This is a genomic window from Vulcaniibacterium gelatinicum (genome assembly GCF_008033445.1).
Classification (GTDB): Bacteria; Pseudomonadota; Gammaproteobacteria; order Xanthomonadales; family Xanthomonadaceae; genus Vulcaniibacterium_B; species Vulcaniibacterium_B gelatinicum.
The window spans coordinates 15,117-33,422 of the sequence record NZ_VNKO01000021.1 but is presented as its reverse complement, the minus strand read 5'-3'; the positions used below and the strand labels follow the sequence as shown (position 1 = coordinate 33,422).

20 protein-coding genes and 1 pseudogene are annotated in these 18,306 nt (G+C 65.3%); 16 read left to right on the top strand and 5 right to left on the bottom strand.

The window, feature by feature from the left end; genetic code table 11:
* The 5 genes from FPV26_RS11395 (at nt 1) to FPV26_RS11375 (ending at nt 2,990) form a co-directional block, all read left to right on the top strand.
* On the top strand, nt 1–351 hold the full coding sequence (locus tag FPV26_RS11395) for a DUF2793 domain-containing protein (protein ID WP_147654003.1): 351 nt from the start codon (nt 1–3) through the stop codon (nt 349–351).
* 67 nt (nt 352–418) lie between these two features.
* On the top strand, nt 419–721 hold the full coding sequence (locus FPV26_RS11390; protein WP_147654002.1) for a DUF6127 family protein: 303 nt from the start codon (nt 419–421) through the stop codon (nt 719–721).
* Nucleotides 718–1,194 (top strand): hypothetical protein, encoded by a 477-nt coding sequence (locus tag FPV26_RS11385; protein WP_147654001.1) that lies wholly within the window; start codon nt 718–720, stop codon nt 1,192–1,194. The genes FPV26_RS11390 and FPV26_RS11385 overlap by 4 nt, the downstream gene beginning before the upstream one ends.
* Entirely contained in the window at nt 1,191–1,673 is a 483-nt protein-coding gene (locus FPV26_RS11380; protein ID WP_220429090.1) for a lysozyme, read from the top strand. The genes FPV26_RS11385 and FPV26_RS11380 overlap by 4 nt, the downstream gene beginning before the upstream one ends.
* A 363-nt stretch (nt 1,674–2,036) precedes the next feature.
* Entirely contained in the window at nt 2,037–2,990 is a 954-nt protein-coding gene (locus FPV26_RS11375) for a hypothetical protein (RefSeq protein ID WP_147654000.1), read from the top strand.
* On the opposite strand, the gene FPV26_RS11370 is transcribed toward FPV26_RS11375, so the two are convergent.
* Together FPV26_RS11370 and FPV26_RS11365 are read right to left on the bottom strand one after the other, a co-directional pair.
* A complete protein-coding gene (locus FPV26_RS11370) occupies nt 2,987–3,685 on the bottom strand; it encodes a restriction endonuclease subunit S (protein ID WP_147653999.1) in 699 nt (232 codons plus the stop codon). The two genes, FPV26_RS11375 and FPV26_RS11370, sit on opposite strands and share 4 nt — an antisense overlap.
* On the bottom strand, nt 3,685–5,289 hold the full coding sequence (locus tag FPV26_RS11365; protein WP_181952646.1) for an HsdM family class I SAM-dependent methyltransferase: 1,605 nt from the start codon (nt 5,287–5,289) through the stop codon (nt 3,685–3,687). Before FPV26_RS11365 ends, FPV26_RS11370 begins: the two co-directional genes overlap by 1 nt.
* A gap of 604 nt (nt 5,290–5,893) precedes the next feature.
* On the opposite strand from FPV26_RS11365, the gene FPV26_RS11360 reads away from it, so the two are divergent.
* The 10 genes from FPV26_RS11360 to FPV26_RS11315 all read left to right on the top strand — a co-directional run bounded on the left by FPV26_RS11360 (nt 5,894) and on the right by FPV26_RS11315 (nt 13,206).
* Nucleotides 5,894–7,111 carry a tyrosine-type recombinase/integrase gene (locus FPV26_RS11360; protein WP_147653997.1) on the top strand — a complete coding sequence of 406 codons (1,218 nt, stop codon included), beginning with the start codon at nt 5,894–5,896 and terminating at the stop codon, nt 7,109–7,111.
* 401 nt (nt 7,112–7,512) lie between these two features.
* Nucleotides 7,513–7,791, top strand: coding sequence for a helix-turn-helix domain-containing protein (locus FPV26_RS13020; RefSeq protein ID WP_147653996.1), 279 nt, complete (start codon nt 7,513–7,515; stop codon nt 7,789–7,791).
* A gap of 90 nt (nt 7,792–7,881) precedes the next feature.
* Nucleotides 7,882–8,121, top strand: a complete 240-nt coding sequence (locus FPV26_RS11350; protein WP_147654024.1) for a helix-turn-helix transcriptional regulator — start codon at nt 7,882–7,884, stop codon at nt 8,119–8,121.
* Nucleotides 8,118–8,516 (top strand): CHC2 zinc finger domain-containing protein, encoded by a 399-nt coding sequence (locus FPV26_RS11345; protein ID WP_147653995.1) that lies wholly within the window; start codon nt 8,118–8,120, stop codon nt 8,514–8,516. Before FPV26_RS11350 ends, FPV26_RS11345 begins: the two co-directional genes overlap by 4 nt.
* Nucleotides 8,513–9,364, top strand: a complete 852-nt coding sequence (locus FPV26_RS11340) for a toprim domain-containing protein (protein WP_147653994.1) — start codon at nt 8,513–8,515, stop codon at nt 9,362–9,364. Before FPV26_RS11345 ends, FPV26_RS11340 begins: the two co-directional genes overlap by 4 nt.
* A complete protein-coding gene (locus tag FPV26_RS11335; protein ID WP_147653993.1) occupies nt 9,361–10,863 on the top strand; it encodes a YfjI family protein in 1,503 nt (500 codons plus the stop codon). Before FPV26_RS11340 ends, FPV26_RS11335 begins: the two co-directional genes overlap by 4 nt.
* 169 nt (nt 10,864–11,032) lie before the next feature.
* Entirely contained in the window at nt 11,033–11,500 is a 468-nt protein-coding gene (locus FPV26_RS11330; protein WP_147653992.1) for a hypothetical protein, read from the top strand.
* A complete protein-coding gene (locus tag FPV26_RS11325; RefSeq protein WP_181952645.1) occupies nt 11,455–12,096 on the top strand; it encodes an HGGxSTG domain-containing protein in 642 nt (213 codons plus the stop codon). Before FPV26_RS11330 ends, FPV26_RS11325 begins: the two co-directional genes overlap by 46 nt.
* 316 nt (nt 12,097–12,412) lie before the next feature.
* The gene (locus tag FPV26_RS11320) at nt 12,413–12,706 is read left to right on the top strand and encodes a type II toxin-antitoxin system TacA family antitoxin (protein ID WP_019562034.1); all 294 of its coding nucleotides are present in this window, start codon (nt 12,413–12,415) and stop codon (nt 12,704–12,706) included.
* Nucleotides 12,691–13,206 (top strand): GNAT family N-acetyltransferase, encoded by a 516-nt coding sequence (locus FPV26_RS11315; RefSeq protein WP_245558375.1) that lies wholly within the window; start codon nt 12,691–12,693, stop codon nt 13,204–13,206. Before FPV26_RS11320 ends, FPV26_RS11315 begins: the two co-directional genes overlap by 16 nt.
* Before the next feature lie 9 nt (nt 13,207–13,215).
* On the opposite strand, the gene FPV26_RS11310 is transcribed toward FPV26_RS11315, so the two are convergent.
* Nucleotides 13,216–13,668, bottom strand: a complete 453-nt coding sequence (locus FPV26_RS11310) for a hypothetical protein (protein ID WP_147653990.1) — start codon at nt 13,666–13,668, stop codon at nt 13,216–13,218.
* The gene (locus tag FPV26_RS11305; protein WP_246109279.1) at nt 13,665–14,936 is read right to left on the bottom strand and encodes a recombinase family protein; all 1,272 of its coding nucleotides are present in this window, start codon (nt 14,934–14,936) and stop codon (nt 13,665–13,667) included. Before FPV26_RS11305 ends, FPV26_RS11310 begins: the two co-directional genes overlap by 4 nt.
* Between FPV26_RS11305 and FPV26_RS11300 the strand changes: the two are divergent.
* Nucleotides 14,914–15,201, top strand: a pseudogene (locus tag FPV26_RS11300) (anhydro-N-acetylmuramic acid kinase); the annotation flags it as partial. The gene FPV26_RS11305 and the pseudogene FPV26_RS11300 overlap by 23 nt on opposite strands.
* Before the next feature lie 70 nt (nt 15,202–15,271).
* Here the strand turns inward: FPV26_RS11300 and FPV26_RS11295 are convergent.
* A complete protein-coding gene (locus FPV26_RS11295; RefSeq protein ID WP_147653988.1) occupies nt 15,272–18,301 on the bottom strand; it encodes a TonB-dependent receptor in 3,030 nt (1,009 codons plus the stop codon).
* Nucleotides 18,302–18,306: the final 5 nt, after the last annotated feature.

Below are 18,306 nucleotides of genomic sequence, written 5' to 3'. Positions count from 1 at the left end.
ATGCCATTGACCGATCCGAACCTGGGCCTTGCCTACGGCTGGACGCTGGGTGAGTCCGGCTGGCACACCGAGATGAACGCCAACCTCAAGCGCCTGGGCGCCATCGTCGGCCTGTCCGTGAAGGACCGCGACCTGACCACCCCGCCGGCGAGCCCCGCCGAGGGCGATCGCTACATCGTGCCAGCCGGCGCCACCGGCGCCTGGGCCGGCAAGACCAGCCAGATCGCCGTGCGCATTGCTGGAACATGGGAGTTTCACGACCCGAAAGTCGGCTGGCTGGCCTACATCGAGGACGAGGCCAAGCTCGCCGTCTTCCAGCCCACCGGCTGGAGCGCTGGCATCGCCATCTGACCCTCACACCGATCCGTCACCCCTGGACCCGCCCGCGTGGCGGGTTTCGCATTTCTGGAGACCTGCCATGACCGAACCCGCACAACCTCCCGCGCTCGTCGAGAACATGCTGCTTCTGCGCCGTGAGGATTTCGACGAACTGCTCGACCGCGCCGCCGAACGTGGGGCCGAGCGTGTCCTGTCCCATCTCGGCCTGGAAAACGGCAGTGCCGCCAAGGACATCCGCGAGCTGCGCGATCTGCTGGAAGCCTGGCGCGATGCCCGCCGCACCGCATGGCGAACCGCCGTCAAGGTCATCACCACCGGCATCCTGGCCGCGCTGTTAGTCGGCGCTGCCATCAAGTTGAAGCTCATGGGAGGTGGCCAATGATCGAGACCTTGCTCGGCGGCCTCCTGGGAGGAGCCTTCCGTCTGGCGCCCGAAGTGCTGAAGTGGCTGGACCGCAAGGGCGAGCGCGCCCACGAGCTGGCAATGCAGGACAAGGCGCTGGAGTTCGAGAAGCTGCGCGGCGCCCAGCGCATGGCCGAGATCGGTGCCGGGGCCGATGCCGCATGGAACGTGGGCGCCCTCGAGACCCTGCGCGAGGCGGTCGCCGCCCAGGGGCAGCGATCGGGCGCCCGCTGGGCCGATGCGCTGTCGGCGAGCGTGCGGCCCATCATCACCTACTGGTTCATGGCGCTCTACTGCGCGGCCAAGACCGCGGCGTACGTGGGCGCCCTCGAGGCCGGTGCGGATTGGATTCTGGCCATCCAGGCGGCCTGGACCGAGGCCGACCAGGCCCTGTGGGCGGGCGTCCTGAACTTCTGGTTCTTGGGCCGGGTGTTCGAACGGGTGAGAGCATGACGTCGGGGGTGATCGCCGTCCCGCAGGCGGCCATCGAGCTGGCCAAGCGCTTCGAGGGCTTCCACCGCGTGCCAAAGAACGATCCCGGCCGCGCGCATCCTTACATCTGCCCGGCCGGCTACTGGACCATCGGCTACGGGCATCTGTGCGATCCGAAGCACCCGCCGATCACGAAAGGCGAGGCCGAGGCCTACCTCGCCCAGGACCTGAAGGTGGCGCTCGCCGCCACGCTTCGCTACTGCCCGGTGCTGGCTACGGAGCCCGAGAACCGACTCGCGGCCATCGTGGACTTCACCTTCAACCTTGGCGCGGGGCGGCTGCAGACATCGACGCTGCGGCGGCGGGTCAATCAGCGGGACTGGGATGCTTCTGCGCGTGAGCTAAGAAGGTGGGTATACGGCGGAGGTGGGGTGCTGTCGGGGTTGGTAACACGCCGCGAGGCGGAAATCGAACTGCTGAAAGCTGGAGACTTGGGGTGACTTCGTTCTGGCTGTCATCTGCCTCAGATCCCTTACTGCCTGCTAGCTCCAGAAGCTCCCTGACGCTACAATCAGAATCCTGAGCGTTCGGAGAGTAAAAGTGGATCACGAGTTTTCGGGGAAGCTCGTGAACATGACAAAACACTCGGTTCTGTGCGCTTACTGGGCGCCTTAGCTTTAACCGCCATCCCGTTCGATGTGGGGTGATTAAAGGATTTCCTAGCGCCTCACCATTTGCCCGCTCCGGCGAAATAGCCATTGGCGAGCTCTCCGCCGCTAAACAGGCGATTGGAACGTCAGTCTCATAAATAACCACAAATTAGCCATGGCATCAAATAGCGTAGCAGGAAGGTTCTTCAAGTGATGCGACAGATTAAGAGTGCAGATGCAGTGACGATACTGCATAACGATGCGCCGAAAGTGATCGAAGAGATCAACGATTTCACATCGCAGACGTTCAAGACACGAGGGGGACGCCTAGGCAGTGGCATGGGTAGCCTGCTCGAAGCCCTGTGGGTCTATTACATGAACAAAACCCTCATGAATGAGGGTGGATTGGCACGGGAATGTGAACTTGCGTGGATGCAAGATCACGAGCCCTCCGATTTTGCCTGCCTGCAAAGAGGGGCCGAATGGGAGCCTCGGAGTCGACGTGGCGAGTTGTTTCGTATCGAAGCCAAGTCCATGAATATTGGCGTAGACGAAGCCAAAGGACACTTCACAAACCTTGCCAAGGAAACGGCAGAGCATGATCAGCTTCTTGTGCTCATCTGGTCATGGACCGAGCTGGGAAATAATTATTCATGGCCAAGAATTCACGATTACTTCCTTGGCCCTTCGCTGCCGATTATCAGGGCGCGAGATCAGCTTCACCTCGCGCGAGGAGGGTTGTTCGTTGATAGAAGAGAATGCCCTGATGGGTGTGCGCCAGAAGCATGTACACACGATGGAGAGCCACTAAACGCAGCAAGGAAGCGCGAGCGCCGATCAGGTCCGCAGTCATGCAAGCCAGCAAACGTCGAGTATGCTGCCAATTTTGGCGGCCTCGTGCGGATGCTGAAGACCGACAATGATGCTGCGCGTTCGGTCTTTCGGAGACTGCGGAAGGCCGATGATGTGGTTCATGCCTATATATCCTTCATTCACACGCACTTTCCGTCCGAGGAGATCAACCACTTTAAGAAAGCTGAATGGCAATCTGTGTTGAAATCCCTTGGGATCAAAGCTAACAATGTGACCGCCGCCGAAGCTAATAAACTGTTGCGGGAGCATGTGCCCGACTACCAAGATCACCTGCGGAGATTATTCTATAGTTAGGTCGCCACCTCAATTTCGATGACCGGTGTTCCTGACGAGAGCGCAGCCAAGAGTCCTTTAGCCTGTTGTGCAGGAAGCGTATCCAAGCGCGAACGCAAGGCGATGATCTCTTGATCGATCTGGGCAAGCTGTTCAACCAGTTTTGCTTGCACATCGAGAGGTGGAACGGGAACTTCGATGTCGAGTAGATCCCGCGTTGACATGCGCGGCAGAGATGCGCCTACGGTGAACTTGCTTGCAAACTGTGTGACGAATGACGAAGCGAGGATGTGTCGCAAATAGCGTGAGAGAACAACGTCTTTGCGTGGAGAAAGTACGATGAACTCGCCGGAACACATGCCTTCGGACACCGGGGGGTGTGCCAGATAGACTTTGTTTAACTCAGGGCGCAGACGTCCATAGAGAACGTCGCCGACCCGAAACGTCTTCGACCGAGACTTTATCGACGACGCAGGTCGTGGAGAGAATTCCACCAACTCTCCGGTCGTCGATCGGACGTTTTCGAGGCCCACGTAGACAATGGGCTCGCTCCCGTACTGCCGGGGGTCGACTGTGGAGCGGCGCTCGTCGGCCAACTCTTTCAAGGGACGCATCCGGTAAGCAGATTTCCCGGCGAACTTCGTCTCAGTGAAATAAGAAACCGTCCACCGATCAGCCCGAAACAGTTTTGCACTTTCGACTACCATCGTCCACATCACCAACCCTCCTTATCAATGAATGCCTTGAAGCGATCCGCAACCGCATTGAGGTTGCTTTCGCCGCACGTGCGGCCGCTGGCGTCATAGCCAATGGAATCAACATCGGCCAAAAAGATGTTGTAGTTACGTGTATACGTTTCACTAACCTCGTGCTTTCTGAGAATCAGAACGCTGGTCTTGATGTTTGCCCCGAAGGGGGAAAACGTCTCGATAGGGAGGCTAATGATTGCGCGAACACGTGCATGTCGTTCAATCCAACTGCGAACTTTCGCGGTGTTTCGATTGCTCAATACACTATCGGGAAGGACGATGGCGAGGCGCCCTCCGTGGCGAAGTAGCTGGAGGCAACGTTCCAGAGCCACGATTTCTAGCGAGACTGTTGATCCGCATACTGTTGCAAGCTCAAATGGTCCAAGTTGTGTAAGGCTGTCACGCGGTAGATCTATGCCAAATGGCGGATTGGTCATCACGAGGTCGAACGTTTCGCGATAAAGGTCTGGGTAATTGGAGAACGGCAAGAGCGAATCGCTGCACCGGATGTTGCTATGCCCGTCGCCATGTAGCCGCATGTCGGTCATGGCGATTCTGACCATACGATCGCTCTTCTCGATGCCGTGCAGCCGCGTGAAGGCAAACTCGTGGAACAGCTTGTCGGCCTTGGCGTGCATTCGTCGCACGTAATCGATAGCAGAGGTCAAGAAGTGGCCGGAGCCGCAGAATGGATCAATGATTAGCTCGCGAACGTTTGGCTGCATTACCCTCACGATGAAGTCGATGACTTCTTTTGGTGTGAAGTACTGCCCCATTCCTGCGCGGATAGCTGGAGCTAGGACGTTTTGGAATGCGCGGCCCTTGATATCTACGGGTGATGCGGTCAGGTCGTGGTGTTGTAGGAGCTCAACTGCTCGAACGATGGCTGGACTTGATAGAAGCAATGGCTCACGAAAGACGCCACGGGAACGTTCATATGTCGGTATCTTATTGGAGAAAATTGCTCTGTCTTCATCGATCGCTCGCAGATAGAGCTGACGGATTTCGGCCGCGCATTCTTCGACCGATCTGTAGCGTGAACGTTGGAATAAGAGTTCGCCCGTCTTAACGCTTTGCTCCTCATCGAAAAGCTTGGCGTAGATTAACTTGCAAATTTCGTCCAGTGCATCGGGTGCGTGAAGTCCATCGATGTCTCGGAACGCGCTGTGCACTTCAAACAGTACGTTTTCAAGATTGCTTGTAAGGGGTTTGAGAGATTTAGGCTCAAGGCGATAAGCGGATGCCAGAATGTTTGGTTTCTCGAACGATGCGACGTAGTCGAAGTCGCCCGTGCGGAAACTGCGCCGGATGATCTTTGTGACTTGCCCTGTGGCGTCTAGCTGAATCCCTATGCTGGCAGTGGGCACGGAAAGGAGACACTTTCGAAGATGCGCGTCGGCATCCGGCGCAGCCCCCTTGGCAACTCCGCAGACTATGTACTTGGTCCCTCGGTCGTTGTGAACGACATAGACATCGTTGTCTGACTCTTGTGCGTAGCGGGAAATAACGTGGCCGCTGTCGGCTGGCAGCGAGAGCGCCGCAGCGATGAGTTGTTGAACCGTGGTGAGCAAGGGCCACTCCATGAGACTATACGTCTGAGTGAGTTAGGACATCTTGTCGCATTTTAGCCCATGAGTCCACAGACAACACCCCTTTGTGCCGGCCAAGTCATAATCCCCCAACGGCCCGCAGGCGATTGCCAACGTCGAGGTACTGGCCGCGATCGCCGAGCAGACCGGCCGACCGGTGCGACTGGTGGCGATCAGCCATGCACAAGCGGTTGCAGGCATGCGCCAAGCCGGGAGGTCTGAGCTCCTCGTACAGGTCATGTCCAACCTCAACCGCTTCATTCAGTGAGTCCGTGTGCAGCGAGGCTACAGCGCGCTCCCGCAGGTTCGGCGGGAAACGGACATACGCCCTAAACTTTCCGGTCTGGTCCGATGGATTGCGCAGGGGTTTGGGAAATGAGTTCGAAATCGGTGGTTGTCTGCACCACCACCTACCAGTCCAAGCAAGTCCAAAACAGGCCGGAATCCTTCGCAAAATCAAGGGTTTCGGCCTTTTTCTTGCCCGATGGCGTCCGAAGTGGGCTATTGCAATCCGACGGTAGCAGACGGTAACTATGACGGTAGCCGGGCTCCTTGCCCGGACAGTTACCGTCAGGAGGTTACCGTCATGCCGCTGTCCGATACCGCCATCCGCAAGGCCAAGCCCGGCACCGCACCGCTCAAGCTGTCCGATGGTGGCGGGCTGTACCTGCTGCTGCGCCCCGATGGTGCGCGCTGGTGGCGCTGGGACTATCGCCGTCCCGTCACCGGCAAGCGCAACACGCTGAGCCTGGGCACGTATCCCGACGTGACGCTGGCGGAGGCGCGCAACCGGCGCGACGCTGCACGCAAGCTGCTAACCGCTGGCGCCGATCCTGGGGAACACCGCAAGGCGGAAAAAGCGGCGGGCGCAGAGCGTGCCGCAAACAGTTTCGAAGTCGTCGCCCGCGAATGGCTGGGCAAGCGCGACTGGGTGCCGAGCTATACCGTCAAGGTCACGGCGTGGCTGGAGAATGACGTGTTCCCGTGGATCGGTGGCAAGCCCGTCTCCGCCCTCACCGCCCCTGACTTCCTAGCCGTCGCACGGCGCGTGGAGGAACGTGGCGCCATCGAATCAGCCCACCGCATCCTGCAAAACTGCGGGCAGGTCATGCGCTACGCAATCGCCACGGGGCGCGCTACACGCGATCCGGTCGCCGACCTGCGCGGCGCCCTGTCCCCGGCACCCAAGCGCCACCATGCCGCCATCACCGATGCCAAGGCCATCGGCGGCCTGCTGCGCGCGCTGGACGCCTACACCGGCACCTTTGCCGTGCGTTGCGCCTTGCGGATGGCGCCGCTGGTGTTTTGCCGTCCGGGCGAACTGCGGCAGGCCGAATGGTCAGAATTTGACCTGGACGCCGCGCAGTGGAACATCCCAGCCCACCGCATGAAGATGCGCGAACCGCACCTGGTGCCGCTGTCGGCGCAGGCCGTGGCGATCTTGCGGGAACTGCAACCGCTCACGGGGCGCGGGCGCTACGTCTTTCCTGGCGCGCGCGACCCGAAGCGGCCCATGAGCGACAACGCGATCAATGCCGCCCTGCGCCGCATGGGTTTCGACAAAGACACCATGACCGCGCACGGCTTCCGCGCAATGGCGCGCACGGTGCTGGATGAGGGGCTGGGCTTTCGCCCCGACTACATCGAGCACCAGTTAGCCCACGCGGTACGCGATCCGAACGGCCGCGCGTACAACCGCACCGCGCACTTGACCGAACGCCGCAAGATGATGCAGGCGTGGGCCGACTATCTGGACAGCCTGCGCACGGGCGCAAACGTGGTTCCCATCCGCAAGGCAAGCTGACAACAACCGAGAGGAAGACGATATGGCAACCGCACCGATGGCACTACGCGATCATTTCTGCCGTTACCCTGACAAATGCGACCGCTGCGATTGTGAAGTTAGCTATTCGGCCGGCTACCAAACTACGGAACGCGACACCGTGGCCGGATGCTTCAAGTGGACGCTGTGCCGAGATTGCAGTAAAGCCGTGCGGAAAATGACGAAGCCGCGACGGGCGCGGGCGGAAACGCTTGCGATCATCCGTCGCGCGTCGCGGTACTCGCCCGATTTCGCGGCTTTCGTGGCGTCATGGTATGGCGTGAAGTTGCCCGCCGAACGATAGAGGGCGCCCTACGTACGTCCTGCCCTCGGGATGAGCGAGGGCAGGCGCGGGATCACCACTTGCCAAGGAGCCTAGTGAAGTGAGCGTGGCGACGCGTTGTACCAAACCACCGCTAGCGGTGTCCGGTTACGCCCTTCCGAGCGAGCAGGAGGTCTTACGTGCGCTGGGGCAAGTCAAGAGACGGCAAAGGCTTTCGACAAAGACGGTGGCCGAAAGGATGGGCGTGGCGCCTTCCGTGGTCTCTCGACTAGAGAACCAGCGCAAGCACCCTACGTTTGAAACGCTGCAGCGCTACGCCGCGGCTATCGGCTGCGAAATCGGATTGGTAGTTGTCCAGGACGGGCGCACGATCTTCTGATGAATTAGCTGATCGGCTAATTTTCCGTTGAAGCTCATTTCGGGCTCTCTACTGTGAGGCTCCATGTCCCATGACGCCCCAATGAGGGGCATGGAGTCTGATGTGGCGCTATCCCTTCCGGAAACGGGTTATCTCCGGCTCCGCGACATCATCGGCGACCGAGAGGCGGGAATCCCCGCGCTGATTCCTGTCAGCAAGTCCACCTGGTGGGCAGGCACTCTGGACGGGCGCTTTCCGAAGCCCGTCAAGCTGAGCCCTGGCGTCACCGCCTGGCGTGTGGAGGACATCCGAGCGCTGATCAAGCAGTCGGCGCCGGGAGCTGCCGCATGAGCCGCCCAAAGAAAACCCCGCGAGTTGGCGGGCTCGCGGGGCTAGCCAAAAGCATGCAGGCGCTCTATGGCAACCCCGAGGCTACTCCCGCGAAGCGAGGGTGGCAATCGCCGTCGCTGCCGCGGAACTGGCGGGATCGCCTGCCGGACCCTGCGGCCTACTACGGCGCGCGCGTCGCCAAGCTGGGCAAGCCGAACGCCGCCGGCTGGGCGCAGGGGCAATGCCCGTTCCACGATGACCGCAACGCATCCCTGAGCGTGCACCTGTCGCACGCGCGCGGCGGCTGGCGCTGCACCGAATGCGGCGGCGGTGATTTGATCGGCTTCCACCTGCGGATCACGGGCTTAGGTTTCGTCGAGGCCGTGCGTGACCTGGTGGTGGGGGTGGGGCGATGAACGCCGCTGCTGACTTCACCGATGCCGCCCGGCGCTACGGCCTGGCGATTGATGGCCCGGCCGTCGGCGATGGCGCCGTGCACCGTGTCCACGTCGAAGGCGACCGGCGCGGCAGCCGCAACGGCTGGTATCTGTTGCACCTGGACGGGGTGCCTGCCGGCGCCTTCGGGAGCTGGAAAGGCGGCTGGCGGCAGACCTGGCACGCTGGCAGCGCGTCCCTGTCCACGTCGGAGCGGATGCGGCTGGACGCCGCTGTAGCGGCCGCCAAGCGCCGGCGCGCGGCGGAGCAACGGCAACACTGGCAAGACGCCGCAATGGCCGCACAAGCGCACTGGTGCGCCGCCGGCCCGGCTGACGCGGAGCATCCCTACCTGCGCCGCAAGGGCGTGCGGGCGCATGGCATCCGGCAATCCGGCAACGTGCTGCTGGTGCCGATGCGCGATGCCGACGGCACGTTGTGGAACCTGCAAAGCATCGCTGGGGACGGCACGAAGCGGTTTCGCACCGGCGCCCGCAAGGCCGGCACCTATCACGCCATCGGCGGGCCAGTCTGCGACGTACTGCTGATCGCCGAGGGCTACGCCACGGCGGCCAGCCTGCACGAAGCGTCCGGGCTTCCCGTCGCGGTGGCGTTCGACTGCGGCAACCTGGCGCCGGTCGCGCGCGCGCTCCGCGCCAAGTATCCGCACGCCCGCATCACGCTATGCGCCGACAACGACACCGGCACGCCGGGCAATCCGGGGTTGACCAAGGCGCGCGCCGCCGCCGTCGAGGTGCAGGGCTACGTGGCGATCCCGCCGGAGGGATTCAACGACTTCAACGACGCCGCGCGCGGGGTGGCCGCATGAACGCCATCATCAAGAGCCTGGAAAGCGCCACGCCTGCGGCTTGCGCGCCGGAGCCGCTACGCCGCCCCACACCGCCGCCGGAACCGTACCCACTGGCCGAGCTGGGCGAAGTCCTGGCCCCAGCCGCCGAGGCAATCAGGCGCGTGATACAGGCGCCGGACGCGATCATCGGCGGCGCATTGCTGGCGGCGGCCTCACTCGCCACGCAGGCGCAGGCGGACGTGCACCTGGACGGCCGGGTCATCCCGCTGTCGCTATGGCTGCTGAGCGTGGCCGAATCCGGGGAGCGCAAGAGCGCCGTTGACGGCGAGGCGATGCAGGCCGCGCGCGAGTACGAACGGGAATTGTCGAAAGCCTACGGCGAGGATTGCGACCGGCACGCGGCCGACCTGGCCGAATGGGAAGCTAGGCGCGACGCAGTGCGCGGCGAGGCCAAGCAACGCAAGGGCGACGGGCTGGCCGCGAAGCTGCAAGCGTTGGGGGCTGGGCCGCCTGCACCGCTGCTGCCGCGCGTCACCGCTGCCGACTTCACCGCCGAAGGGTTGTTCAAGCTGCTGAGCGCGGGCAGGCCCACCATCGGCGCGTTCACGGACGAAGCGGCGCTGGTGTTTGGCGGCCACGGCATGGCGAAGGAAACCGTCATGCGCACCGCCGGCACCTTGTGCAAGCTATGGGACCGGGGTGAGCTTGACCGCGTGCGCAGCGGCGACGGCGCGGCGAAGCTGTACGGCCGCCGCTTCGCGTTGCACCTGCTGGCGCAGCCGGTCATCGCCGAGCGCGCGCTGTCGGATGACGTGCTCGCCGGGCAAGGCTTCCTGGCGCGCTGTCTGCTGGCCTGGCCCGAGGGCACCGCCGGGACGCGCCCGTATCAGGCCGTAAGCCTGCGCGACGATCCGGCCATGCAACGGCTACGGGCGCGGCTGCTGTACCTGCACCGGCTGGCGTTGCCGCTGGCCGAAGGGGAGCGGCAGGAACTGGCACCGCGCGCGCTGCGGCTGAGCGCCGATGCGTTCGCCTACTGGCGCACCGTGCATGACACCGTGGAAGGGCAATGCGGGCCGGGCGGACGCTTCGCGCAGGTGAAGCCCTGGGCGAGCAAGACGGCGGAGCAAGCCTTGCGCATCGCTGGCGTGTTGACGCTGGTCGAGGCCCCGGACGCGCAGGTCATCGAGGTTGGCACCGTGGAGCGGGCGGCGGAACTGGCGCTGTGGCATCTGAACGAAGCCGTGCGCCTGGCCGGAACGGCTGCGCTATCGCCCGAAGTCCGCGACGCCGAAGCCCTGCTGCAATGGGCGCACGCGACCGGTCGGAGCTACCTGCACTCCCGCGAAGCCCTGCGGTTGGGACCAAGCCGCATCCGCGAACGGGACACGTTTGAGCGCGCCATCGGCGAGCTTGTGCGGGCAGGCTGGGCGGAGCCGGTCGAAGGCGGGATGCACCTGGACGGCGCCCACCGTCGCCACGCCTGGCGCATCGTGCCGGCGAGCGAGGGCCGCTGACATGGGCCGGCTACTGGAAGCCTTGCGCGCAGACAGCGAACCTGCCTGGCTTGCGACTTCCGCGACACTTGCGACACTTCCGGCCGATCCGTCCGAAAAGTCGCAGAGTCGCAACTGTCGCAACGGGGGCAGGCCCGAAACGATGGGGGCAAGAGTCGCAGGGTCGCAAGTGTCGCAACGGGTCGCCGACCTGCGCGCCCACCTGCTGACCCTGGCCGCCGACGAAGGATTGCCCGCGGACCGGGTGCACGCCCTGGACGATGCCGACGTAGCCGCCTGCGCCGACCTGCCCGACGACACCCTGCGCGCCTACCTGCACCTGCCGGAGCGAGGCCAGCGCATGGACGCAGGACAGGTGCCGCCCGAGTGGGGCGAGCCTGCACGGCGCACCTGCGAAGGCTGCGGGCCGGTCCTGCTGTGGCCGGAGTGTCCGCCCGTGGTGAAGGCGTGCCCCTGGTGCTTCCGCAGGAAAGCCGGGAAGGCCATCCCGCGCCCGCCCGTGACGTGCGGCGACTGCCGGCATTACCTGCCCGATGCCGTGAACCCTGACGCCGGGTTGGGCCGCTGCGCGCTGGGCGCCCGGCGCGCCTATTGGCCGATGAAGCCGCACCGCTGCGCGGACTGGCGGGCGCCATGAGAGGCGGCTATCTGAGCAAGGACCGGGCGCACCTGGCGGAGCTGCAACGCCAGCGGCGGCGGCGCATGACCCGGATCGACTACATGCCCAGCGCCGAAGCCCTGGCCGCAATCGAGGCCAAGCGGGCGACGTGCCGGCCGGGCAGCGTGGCGGCCACGAACAGCGCCGTGATTGACGCCATCGTGGCGGAGTGGGCGACCCTGACCGGAACCGTCAAGAGTCCGGCGAAGCGGCCGGAATTAAGCAACGCATCGCGTAGGCGTGCGTGCGCGAGTGACTTCGAGCCAGTCCGGAATAATGTCACCACTACGCACGCGGGCGCGAACAAGTCCGGACGCGTCCCCTGCGGCGCCCGCCGCCGCCGCGACGGCCAGCCGTGCGAAGCCCTGAGCGTGCCGGGCAAGCGCCGCTGCAAATGGCACGGCGGCTGTTCCACCGGACCACGGACGCCGGAGGGGAAGGCCCGTGCGCTGGCGAACCTACGGCACGGGAAGGCGGCAAGCGCGCAATCGGTAACGGTAACTTTGACGGTAACCGCCGACACCGAACGCACCGAACTTCGCGCAAATCAGACATTTGATCGCACTATTCGGTAGAGCCCACCCTCACCAGGGCCCGGAAAGTCTCCGGGCCCTTTCCTTTTGACGCCGGCCCCGCGCCACGCGGGATTCTGGCCATCCGCCCTGCGGGTGGGGGCCAGCCAAAACACCCAAAATCGGCCATTGTCTCGGCCAGAGCCGTCTCTGTTCTCCGGCTGGCTTGCGGGTAGCCGCAGCGCCTGATTCATCAAAATCAACGACTTACGCGCGGCGGTTCATCGTCAACCAGGGCGGCGATCGCCCCAGCGAACTGGACCGCGTGCGTCGGTTGTACTAACATGGCGTCCATTGATCGAACAAGAAAGGCGCCGCCATGACCGCCATCGCATCCTCGCCTGCTGCCCGTACTGCCCGCCTGGGGCTGCGCGCCACGCCCGAACAGGAGGCCGTGCTGCGCCGTGCCGCCGAGGTGGCCCACAAGTCGCTGACCGACTTCATCCTCGACAGCGCCTGCCTGGCCGCCGAGCAGACCTTGCTGGACCAACGATTGTTCATGGTCTCGGGCAGCCAGTACCAGGCCCTGATGGAGTTGCTCGAGCGCTCCGAGCAGGCCAACGACGGCTTGGCCGACCTGTTCGCCCGCAAGGCCCCTTGGGACGCCAAGTGACGCTGCGGGCACCGGCGCCTCTGGCCGCACAGCATCGGCTGGAAGGCTTCGACTGCGGCAAGCCTGCGCTGAACGATTGGCTGCTGCGCCACGCCCGCCAGGCGCAGGGCAGTGGCTCGGCCAAGACCTTCGTCGTGGCCGCCGATGGTGACGACCGCGTCGCAGGCTACTTCAGCCTGACCGTAGGCCAGGTCGACACGCTGGAAGCGCCGGAGCGTATCCGCAAGGGCATGGGACAGTACCCGGTGCCGGTGGTGATCTTGGCCCGGCTCGCCGTGTCACGCGAGCACCAGGGCCGCGGGATCGGCATCGGGATGCTTCAGGATGCGATCCGCCGCACGCTGGTGATCGCCGAGCAGGCCGGTGTGCGGGCCATGCTGACCCATCCGATTGATGAAGACGCGACCAGGTTCTACACCCGATTTGGGTTCATCGCCTCGCCGCTGCGCGAGCAGCAGTTGCTACTGCTCTTGAAGGACGCCCGTCGCTGGGTTCGTTGAGTCACACCCTCACGCATCGAACCTCGCGAGCACCTCCCGCTGCGCCACCCAGTCGGTTGGCAGCGGATTGCGCTGGAACCACAGCAGGCTCATGCAGCGCGGCTGCTTGCCTGCCAGGATGGCCTGGATGATGGCGGGCTCCAGCAGCGTCAGACGCAGCAGCTCGTTGACCGTCGAATGATGCAGGCCTTCGCGTCGGGCGATCTCGCTGCCGCTGGCGACCACGCCGTCGTCGAGCAAACATTGCCAGTAGAAGGCCCGCGTCAGTGCCACCAGCAAGGGTTGGTCGATCTGGCTGGCGACCTTGCCCGGCGACTCGACCTGGCCATCCGGGCGCAGCACCACCTTGCTGGCGCCGCGCTTCCTGATCTTCAGCGGGATGAAGGTGGACAGCTTGACCTGGCCGCCGTCCCGGTGCTCGCGCGCAACGGGGCCACCCAAAGCCTGCACTTTGGGCTTCATACGGTTTCCTCCATCTCCTGCAGTTCCGCGCCGATGGTGCCGGGCAGCAGTTCCCCGGCCAGTTCCTGCCAGCCCTGATCGCGCCAGATGATTTCCAGCCCACCGTCGGCAATCACCACGCGCTCGATCAGCAACTGCGCCAGTCGACACTGTTCGGCGGGGAACAGCTGTTGCCACAGGCCCGCCAGATTTCGCATCGGAAGCACGACCTCAGGCTCCGACAGGTCTGGGCGGGCTGTCCGAATCCGATCCCACACCGATTGCACGATGTGCGGGGCCGAGAGCGCTGCCACGATTTGCTGCGTCACCAATTCCTCGATGGGTGCCGCTGGCAACGGTCCGTGGCTGCTGGCCCACGCGCCAAAGCGCCGGTGTCTGATCGGCGTGTAGTAGCGGTAGGTCTTGCCCTTCTTCCTGGTGTAGCTGGGCACCAGCCGTTCACCATCGGGCGTAAACAGCAGGCCACGCAACAACGCTGGCTCACGCTGGCGGTCGTTGGTCTCGCGCCGCCGTTCGATGCCATCGGTGGCGATCAGTGCGTGCACGGCATCCCACTGCGCCTGCGTCACGATGGCCTGATGCTGGCCAGGGAAACTCTGCCCCTTGTGGACGATCTCGCCCAGGTACATCCGGTTGTTCAGCATCTTGTAGATCGTCTGCTTGGTGAAGGGCTTGCCCCCCTTGGTGACCACGCCTTCTGCACCGTAGGCCTTGGCCATCAGCGTGGCTGACCGCATGGTCACGAAATCGTCGAAGATCCGGCGTACCAGCTTGGCCTCTACCTCATTGATCACCAGCAGACGATCCCGAACGTCGTAGCCGAGCGGCACCGGCCCGCCCATCCACATGCCCTTGCGCTTGCTGGCGGCGATCTTGTCGCGGATGCGCTCGCCGGTCACTTCCCGTTCGAACTGCGCAAAGGACAGCAGGACGTTGAGTATCAACCTGCCCATCGAGGTGGCCGAGTTGATCTGCTGCGTGACGGCGCTGAAGCTGACACGGTGGCGGTCGAACACATCGACCATCCGCGCGAAATCAGCCAACGAGCGCGACAGGCGGTCGATCTTGTAGACCACCACGATGTCGATCTTGCCGGCCTCGATGTCGGCCATCAGGCGGCGCAGGGCGGGCCGGTCCATGTTGCCGCCGGAGTAGCCGGGATCATCGTAGTCGTCGGCCACGGCGATCCAGCCCTCGTGGCTCTGGCTCTTGATGAAAGCGTGCCCGGCTTCTTTCTGGGCGTCGATGGAGTTGAACGACTGGTCCAAGCGCTCGTCGCTGGAGACGCGGCAGTACACCGCGCAGCGCTTCGGCGGCGGGGTGCGCAACCCGCTGTTGATGGCGCGCCTGGCCGCGCGCCTGCCCGGCGTGGTGGTGGAGTCCACCGCCGTGCACGGGCTGGACCCGGACTACGTCGAGGCCATGGCCTTCGCCTGGCTGGCGCGGCAGACCCTGGCCGGCCTGCCCGGCAGCCTGCCGGCGGTCACCGGCGCGCGCGGGCCGCGCGTGCTGGGGGTGGTCCACCCGGCCTGATCCGGCCGCTGCGGCGCACGGAAAGGCGCCGCGGCCGGGACCGCGGCGCCCATGCCCTCCCGGGCGGCGCCTACGGTCTGCTGCCGCCGAAGCGGTGGGTGAACTGCAGGTGGATCTGCCGGCCCACCGAGTCGAACCAGGCGATGTCGTAGTACGGATACGCCGTGTAGGTCGGATCCTTCGGCGGCATCTTGTTGGCCAGGTTGGTGATGGCCAGGCTCAGGCGCGAGTGGTCGTTGAAGCGGAACTGCGCCGAGGCGTTGTAGCGGTAGGTCGCCGGGATCCACGGACCCGGGTCGCCCTCCTCCCACACCTGGTTGTACGACCAGCCGTTCGGCAACCGGCCCAGGCGCGAGCCATACAGCGTCACCGTCCACGGACCGCGATCCCAGCCGATGCTGGCGTTGCTCTTGGTCCGCGGGATGTCGAAGCCGCTGTTGATGGCGAACTGGTCCTCGACCGGATCGCCCGGGAACTGCTGGAACTCGTGCTCCTTCACCCAGGTGTGGTTGAAGGTGAGGGTGAAGCGGCCGATGCCGGTCTCCAGACGGTAGCGCGCGGCCACGTCGACGCCGCGGGTGCGCTCGCGGGCGACGTTGATCGGGCTGACGTGGATGCCGTACAGCGCGCCGCTGGTGGCGCTGCGGGACACCCGCGCCAGCGCGTCCACGCAGGTCGGCGAGGCCGGGTCCAGGCTGCCCAGGCGGCAGGCGGCCTCGTCGCGCAGGATCGCGTCCACGCTCATGTCCTGCACCTGGTCGCGCATGTCGATGTCGAACCAGTCGGCCGACAGGTCCAGGCCTTCCAGCGGCGACCACACGAAGCCGGCGGTCCAGGAGGTGCTGGTCTCCGGCCCCAGCTCGCGGTTGCCGGCGCGGGTGCGGATCAGGCCCTCCTCGTAGTCGGAGCAGTCGTCGGCCCCGTCCACCAGGCACCAGTAGTAGTCGATGCCCGAGGTCTCGTCGTTGCCGGTGCCGGCGAAGACGTAGTGCAGGTCGGCGGCGCGGAAGGCGGTACCGTAGGAGCCGCGCAGCAGCAGGCTCTCGACCGGGCGCCACTCCAGGCCCGCGCTCCAGGTGGCCTTGCCCACCGAGTTGCCGGCGTAGCGGTACTGGTCGTAGCGGCCGGCCAGGCTCAGGTTGAGGGTGTCGTGCAGCGGCAGGCGCAGCTCGGCGGCGGTGGCCCAGCGGTTGCGGCTGCCGTGGCCGTCGGAATCCTTCCAGCTGTAATAGTAGTACTGCGTCGCCAGCGGGTCGGGGTTGAGGTCGTAGCTCTGGTGGCCGTACTCGACCGTGGCGGCGAAGCCGGCATCGCCGCCGGGCAGCGCGAACAGGTCGGCGGTGCTCACCGTCGCCGCCAGGGTCGCCGTCTCCGACTGCGGGTGGTAGACCGTGCGCGCGGCGATGCTGTCGTACTCGGCGCGGCTGAGCGGCCGGTACAGGCGCGACGGGTCGGCGTCGAACACCGGGAAGCCGTCGTCGTCCACGCCCAGCTGCGGGCCGAGGAACAGCTCGTTGGCGCGCGCGGCGACGATCTGCGGCCAGCTGATCCTCGCCTTGTACTGCGACCAGCTCAGCGAGGCCTCGTAGTCCCACGCCTCGCCCAGCCTGCCCTTGAAGCCGGTGGTCAGGCCGAAGGTCTTCTGCGTGGTTTCGATCATGTTGCGGTCCAGGCCGCCGATCTCCTCCGGCGAGAACTGGCGCTGCCAGTACTCCACCTGGCCGGTGGCCCGGTTGAAGAAGTAGCCCTCCTCGTTGCCGTCGGCGCCCATGTGGCTCCACGAGGTCACGTCGCGGAACAGCTCGACCTGGTGGTGGCCGGCCTGCACGTCGGCGAACCACTGGTGGCCGTTGCCGAAGTCGTAGTTCAGCGAGGCATAGCCATTCACGCCGCGGCGCTTGCTGAGGATGGTGCCGTAGCCGATCGACTCGTCGCTGCCGCAGTAGTAGCCGTAGCGCGGCCGGTAGGCGTAGTAGGTGGTGCCGCCGTTCTGCCCGGACAGCGCGTCGCAGGTGGCCTGGCCCGGGTCGATGTAGTCGTCCCACCAGTCGGTGCGCAGGTAGGCACGGCGGGCGATGCGGGTGTTGGCGGTGGGCGCGTCCCGGGTCGAGTCCTGGATGTCGCGCTCGTAGGCCCACAGCGGCACCTGCGAGACCAGGTCGACGCTGTACACGCCGCCCAGGCGGCCGCGCTCGAAGCCGCTGACCAGGCTGGCATCGAACGACTCGCCGCCGCCTTCGGTCGTGGTGCCCAGGCGCATGTCGACGATGGTGCCGTCGGCCTTCTTCTTGAGGATGAAATTGACCACGCCGGAGATCGCGTCCGAGCCGTAGATGGCCGAGGCGCTGCCGGTCAGCACCTCCACCCGCTCGATCATCGCCACCGGGATGTTGGAGATGTCGGTGAAGTTGCTGCGGCCCTTGAACGGCAGCGGGAAATCGGCGATGCGGCGGCCGTTGACCAGCACCAGGGTGTGGTTGGGGCCGAGGCCACGCAGGTCCACCTGCTGCGCGCCGGGCGAAAAGTCGGCGCCGCTGGCCGACTGCTGGCTCTGGGTTTCGCCGCTGTTCTGGGTCAGGCTGCGCAGGATGTCCGGCACGGTGGTAAAGCCGTTGGCCTGGATCTGCTCGGCGGTGACCACGGTGATCGGCGCCGGGCCCTCGATCTGCGCGCGCGGGATGCGCGAACCGGTCACCGTGACCGTGTCGATCTCCACCACCGGCTCCTCGGCCGGGGCGCTGCCGGCGGAAGCCTCCTGCGCCTGCGGCGCCGGGGCGCGGCGCCGCGCCGGCGGTTCCACCCGCGCCACCAGCACCGCGCCGCTGGCCTGGTCGCGGCGGGCGACCAGGCCGCTGCCGCGCAGCAGCTGCTCCAGCGCCTGGTCGGCGGAAGTGGCGCCGCGCACCCCGGCGGTGCGGCGACCCTTCAGGTCCTCGGCCCGGTACACCAGCTGGGTGCCGGACTGGCGGGCCAGGTCGTTGAGGGCGGCCGCCAGGTCGCCGGCGGGCACATCGATGGTGGTGGAACGGGCCTGCGCCTGGGCCGCCAGGGCGACCGAACAGGCCAGGGTCAGCAACAGGACACGCGAGGGCGCATGCATCGGTT

Coding starts and splice junctions, on each gene's coding strand:
- FPV26_RS11335 (WP_147653993.1), top strand. CDS start 9,361: ATGAACGCCATCATCAAGAGCCTGGAAAGCGCCACGCCTGCGGCTTGC.
- FPV26_RS11385 (WP_147654001.1), top strand. CDS start 718: ATGATCGAGACCTTGCTCGGCGGCCTCCTGGGAGGAGCCTTCCGTCTG.
- FPV26_RS11380 (WP_220429090.1), top strand. CDS start 1,191: ATGACGTCGGGGGTGATCGCCGTCCCGCAGGCGGCCATCGAGCTGGCC.
- FPV26_RS11370 (WP_147653999.1), bottom strand. CDS start 3,685: ATGTGGACGATGGTAGTCGAAAGTGCAAAACTGTTTCGGGCTGATCGG.
- FPV26_RS11295 (WP_147653988.1), bottom strand. CDS start 18,301: ATGCATGCGCCCTCGCGTGTCCTGTTGCTGACCCTGGCCTGTTCGGTC.
- FPV26_RS11390 (WP_147654002.1), top strand. CDS start 419: ATGACCGAACCCGCACAACCTCCCGCGCTCGTCGAGAACATGCTGCTT.
- FPV26_RS11350 (WP_147654024.1), top strand. CDS start 7,882: ATGGAGTCTGATGTGGCGCTATCCCTTCCGGAAACGGGTTATCTCCGG.
- FPV26_RS11345 (WP_147653995.1), top strand. CDS start 8,118: ATGAGCCGCCCAAAGAAAACCCCGCGAGTTGGCGGGCTCGCGGGGCTA.
- FPV26_RS11375 (WP_147654000.1), top strand. CDS start 2,037: ATGCGACAGATTAAGAGTGCAGATGCAGTGACGATACTGCATAACGAT.
- FPV26_RS11310 (WP_147653990.1), bottom strand. CDS start 13,668: ATGAAGCCCAAAGTGCAGGCTTTGGGTGGCCCCGTTGCGCGCGAGCAC.
- FPV26_RS11320 (WP_019562034.1), top strand. CDS start 12,413: ATGACCGCCATCGCATCCTCGCCTGCTGCCCGTACTGCCCGCCTGGGG.
- FPV26_RS11395 (WP_147654003.1), top strand. CDS start 1: ATGCCATTGACCGATCCGAACCTGGGCCTTGCCTACGGCTGGACGCTG.
- FPV26_RS11360 (WP_147653997.1), top strand. CDS start 5,894: ATGCCGCTGTCCGATACCGCCATCCGCAAGGCCAAGCCCGGCACCGCA.
- FPV26_RS11340 (WP_147653994.1), top strand. CDS start 8,513: ATGAACGCCGCTGCTGACTTCACCGATGCCGCCCGGCGCTACGGCCTG.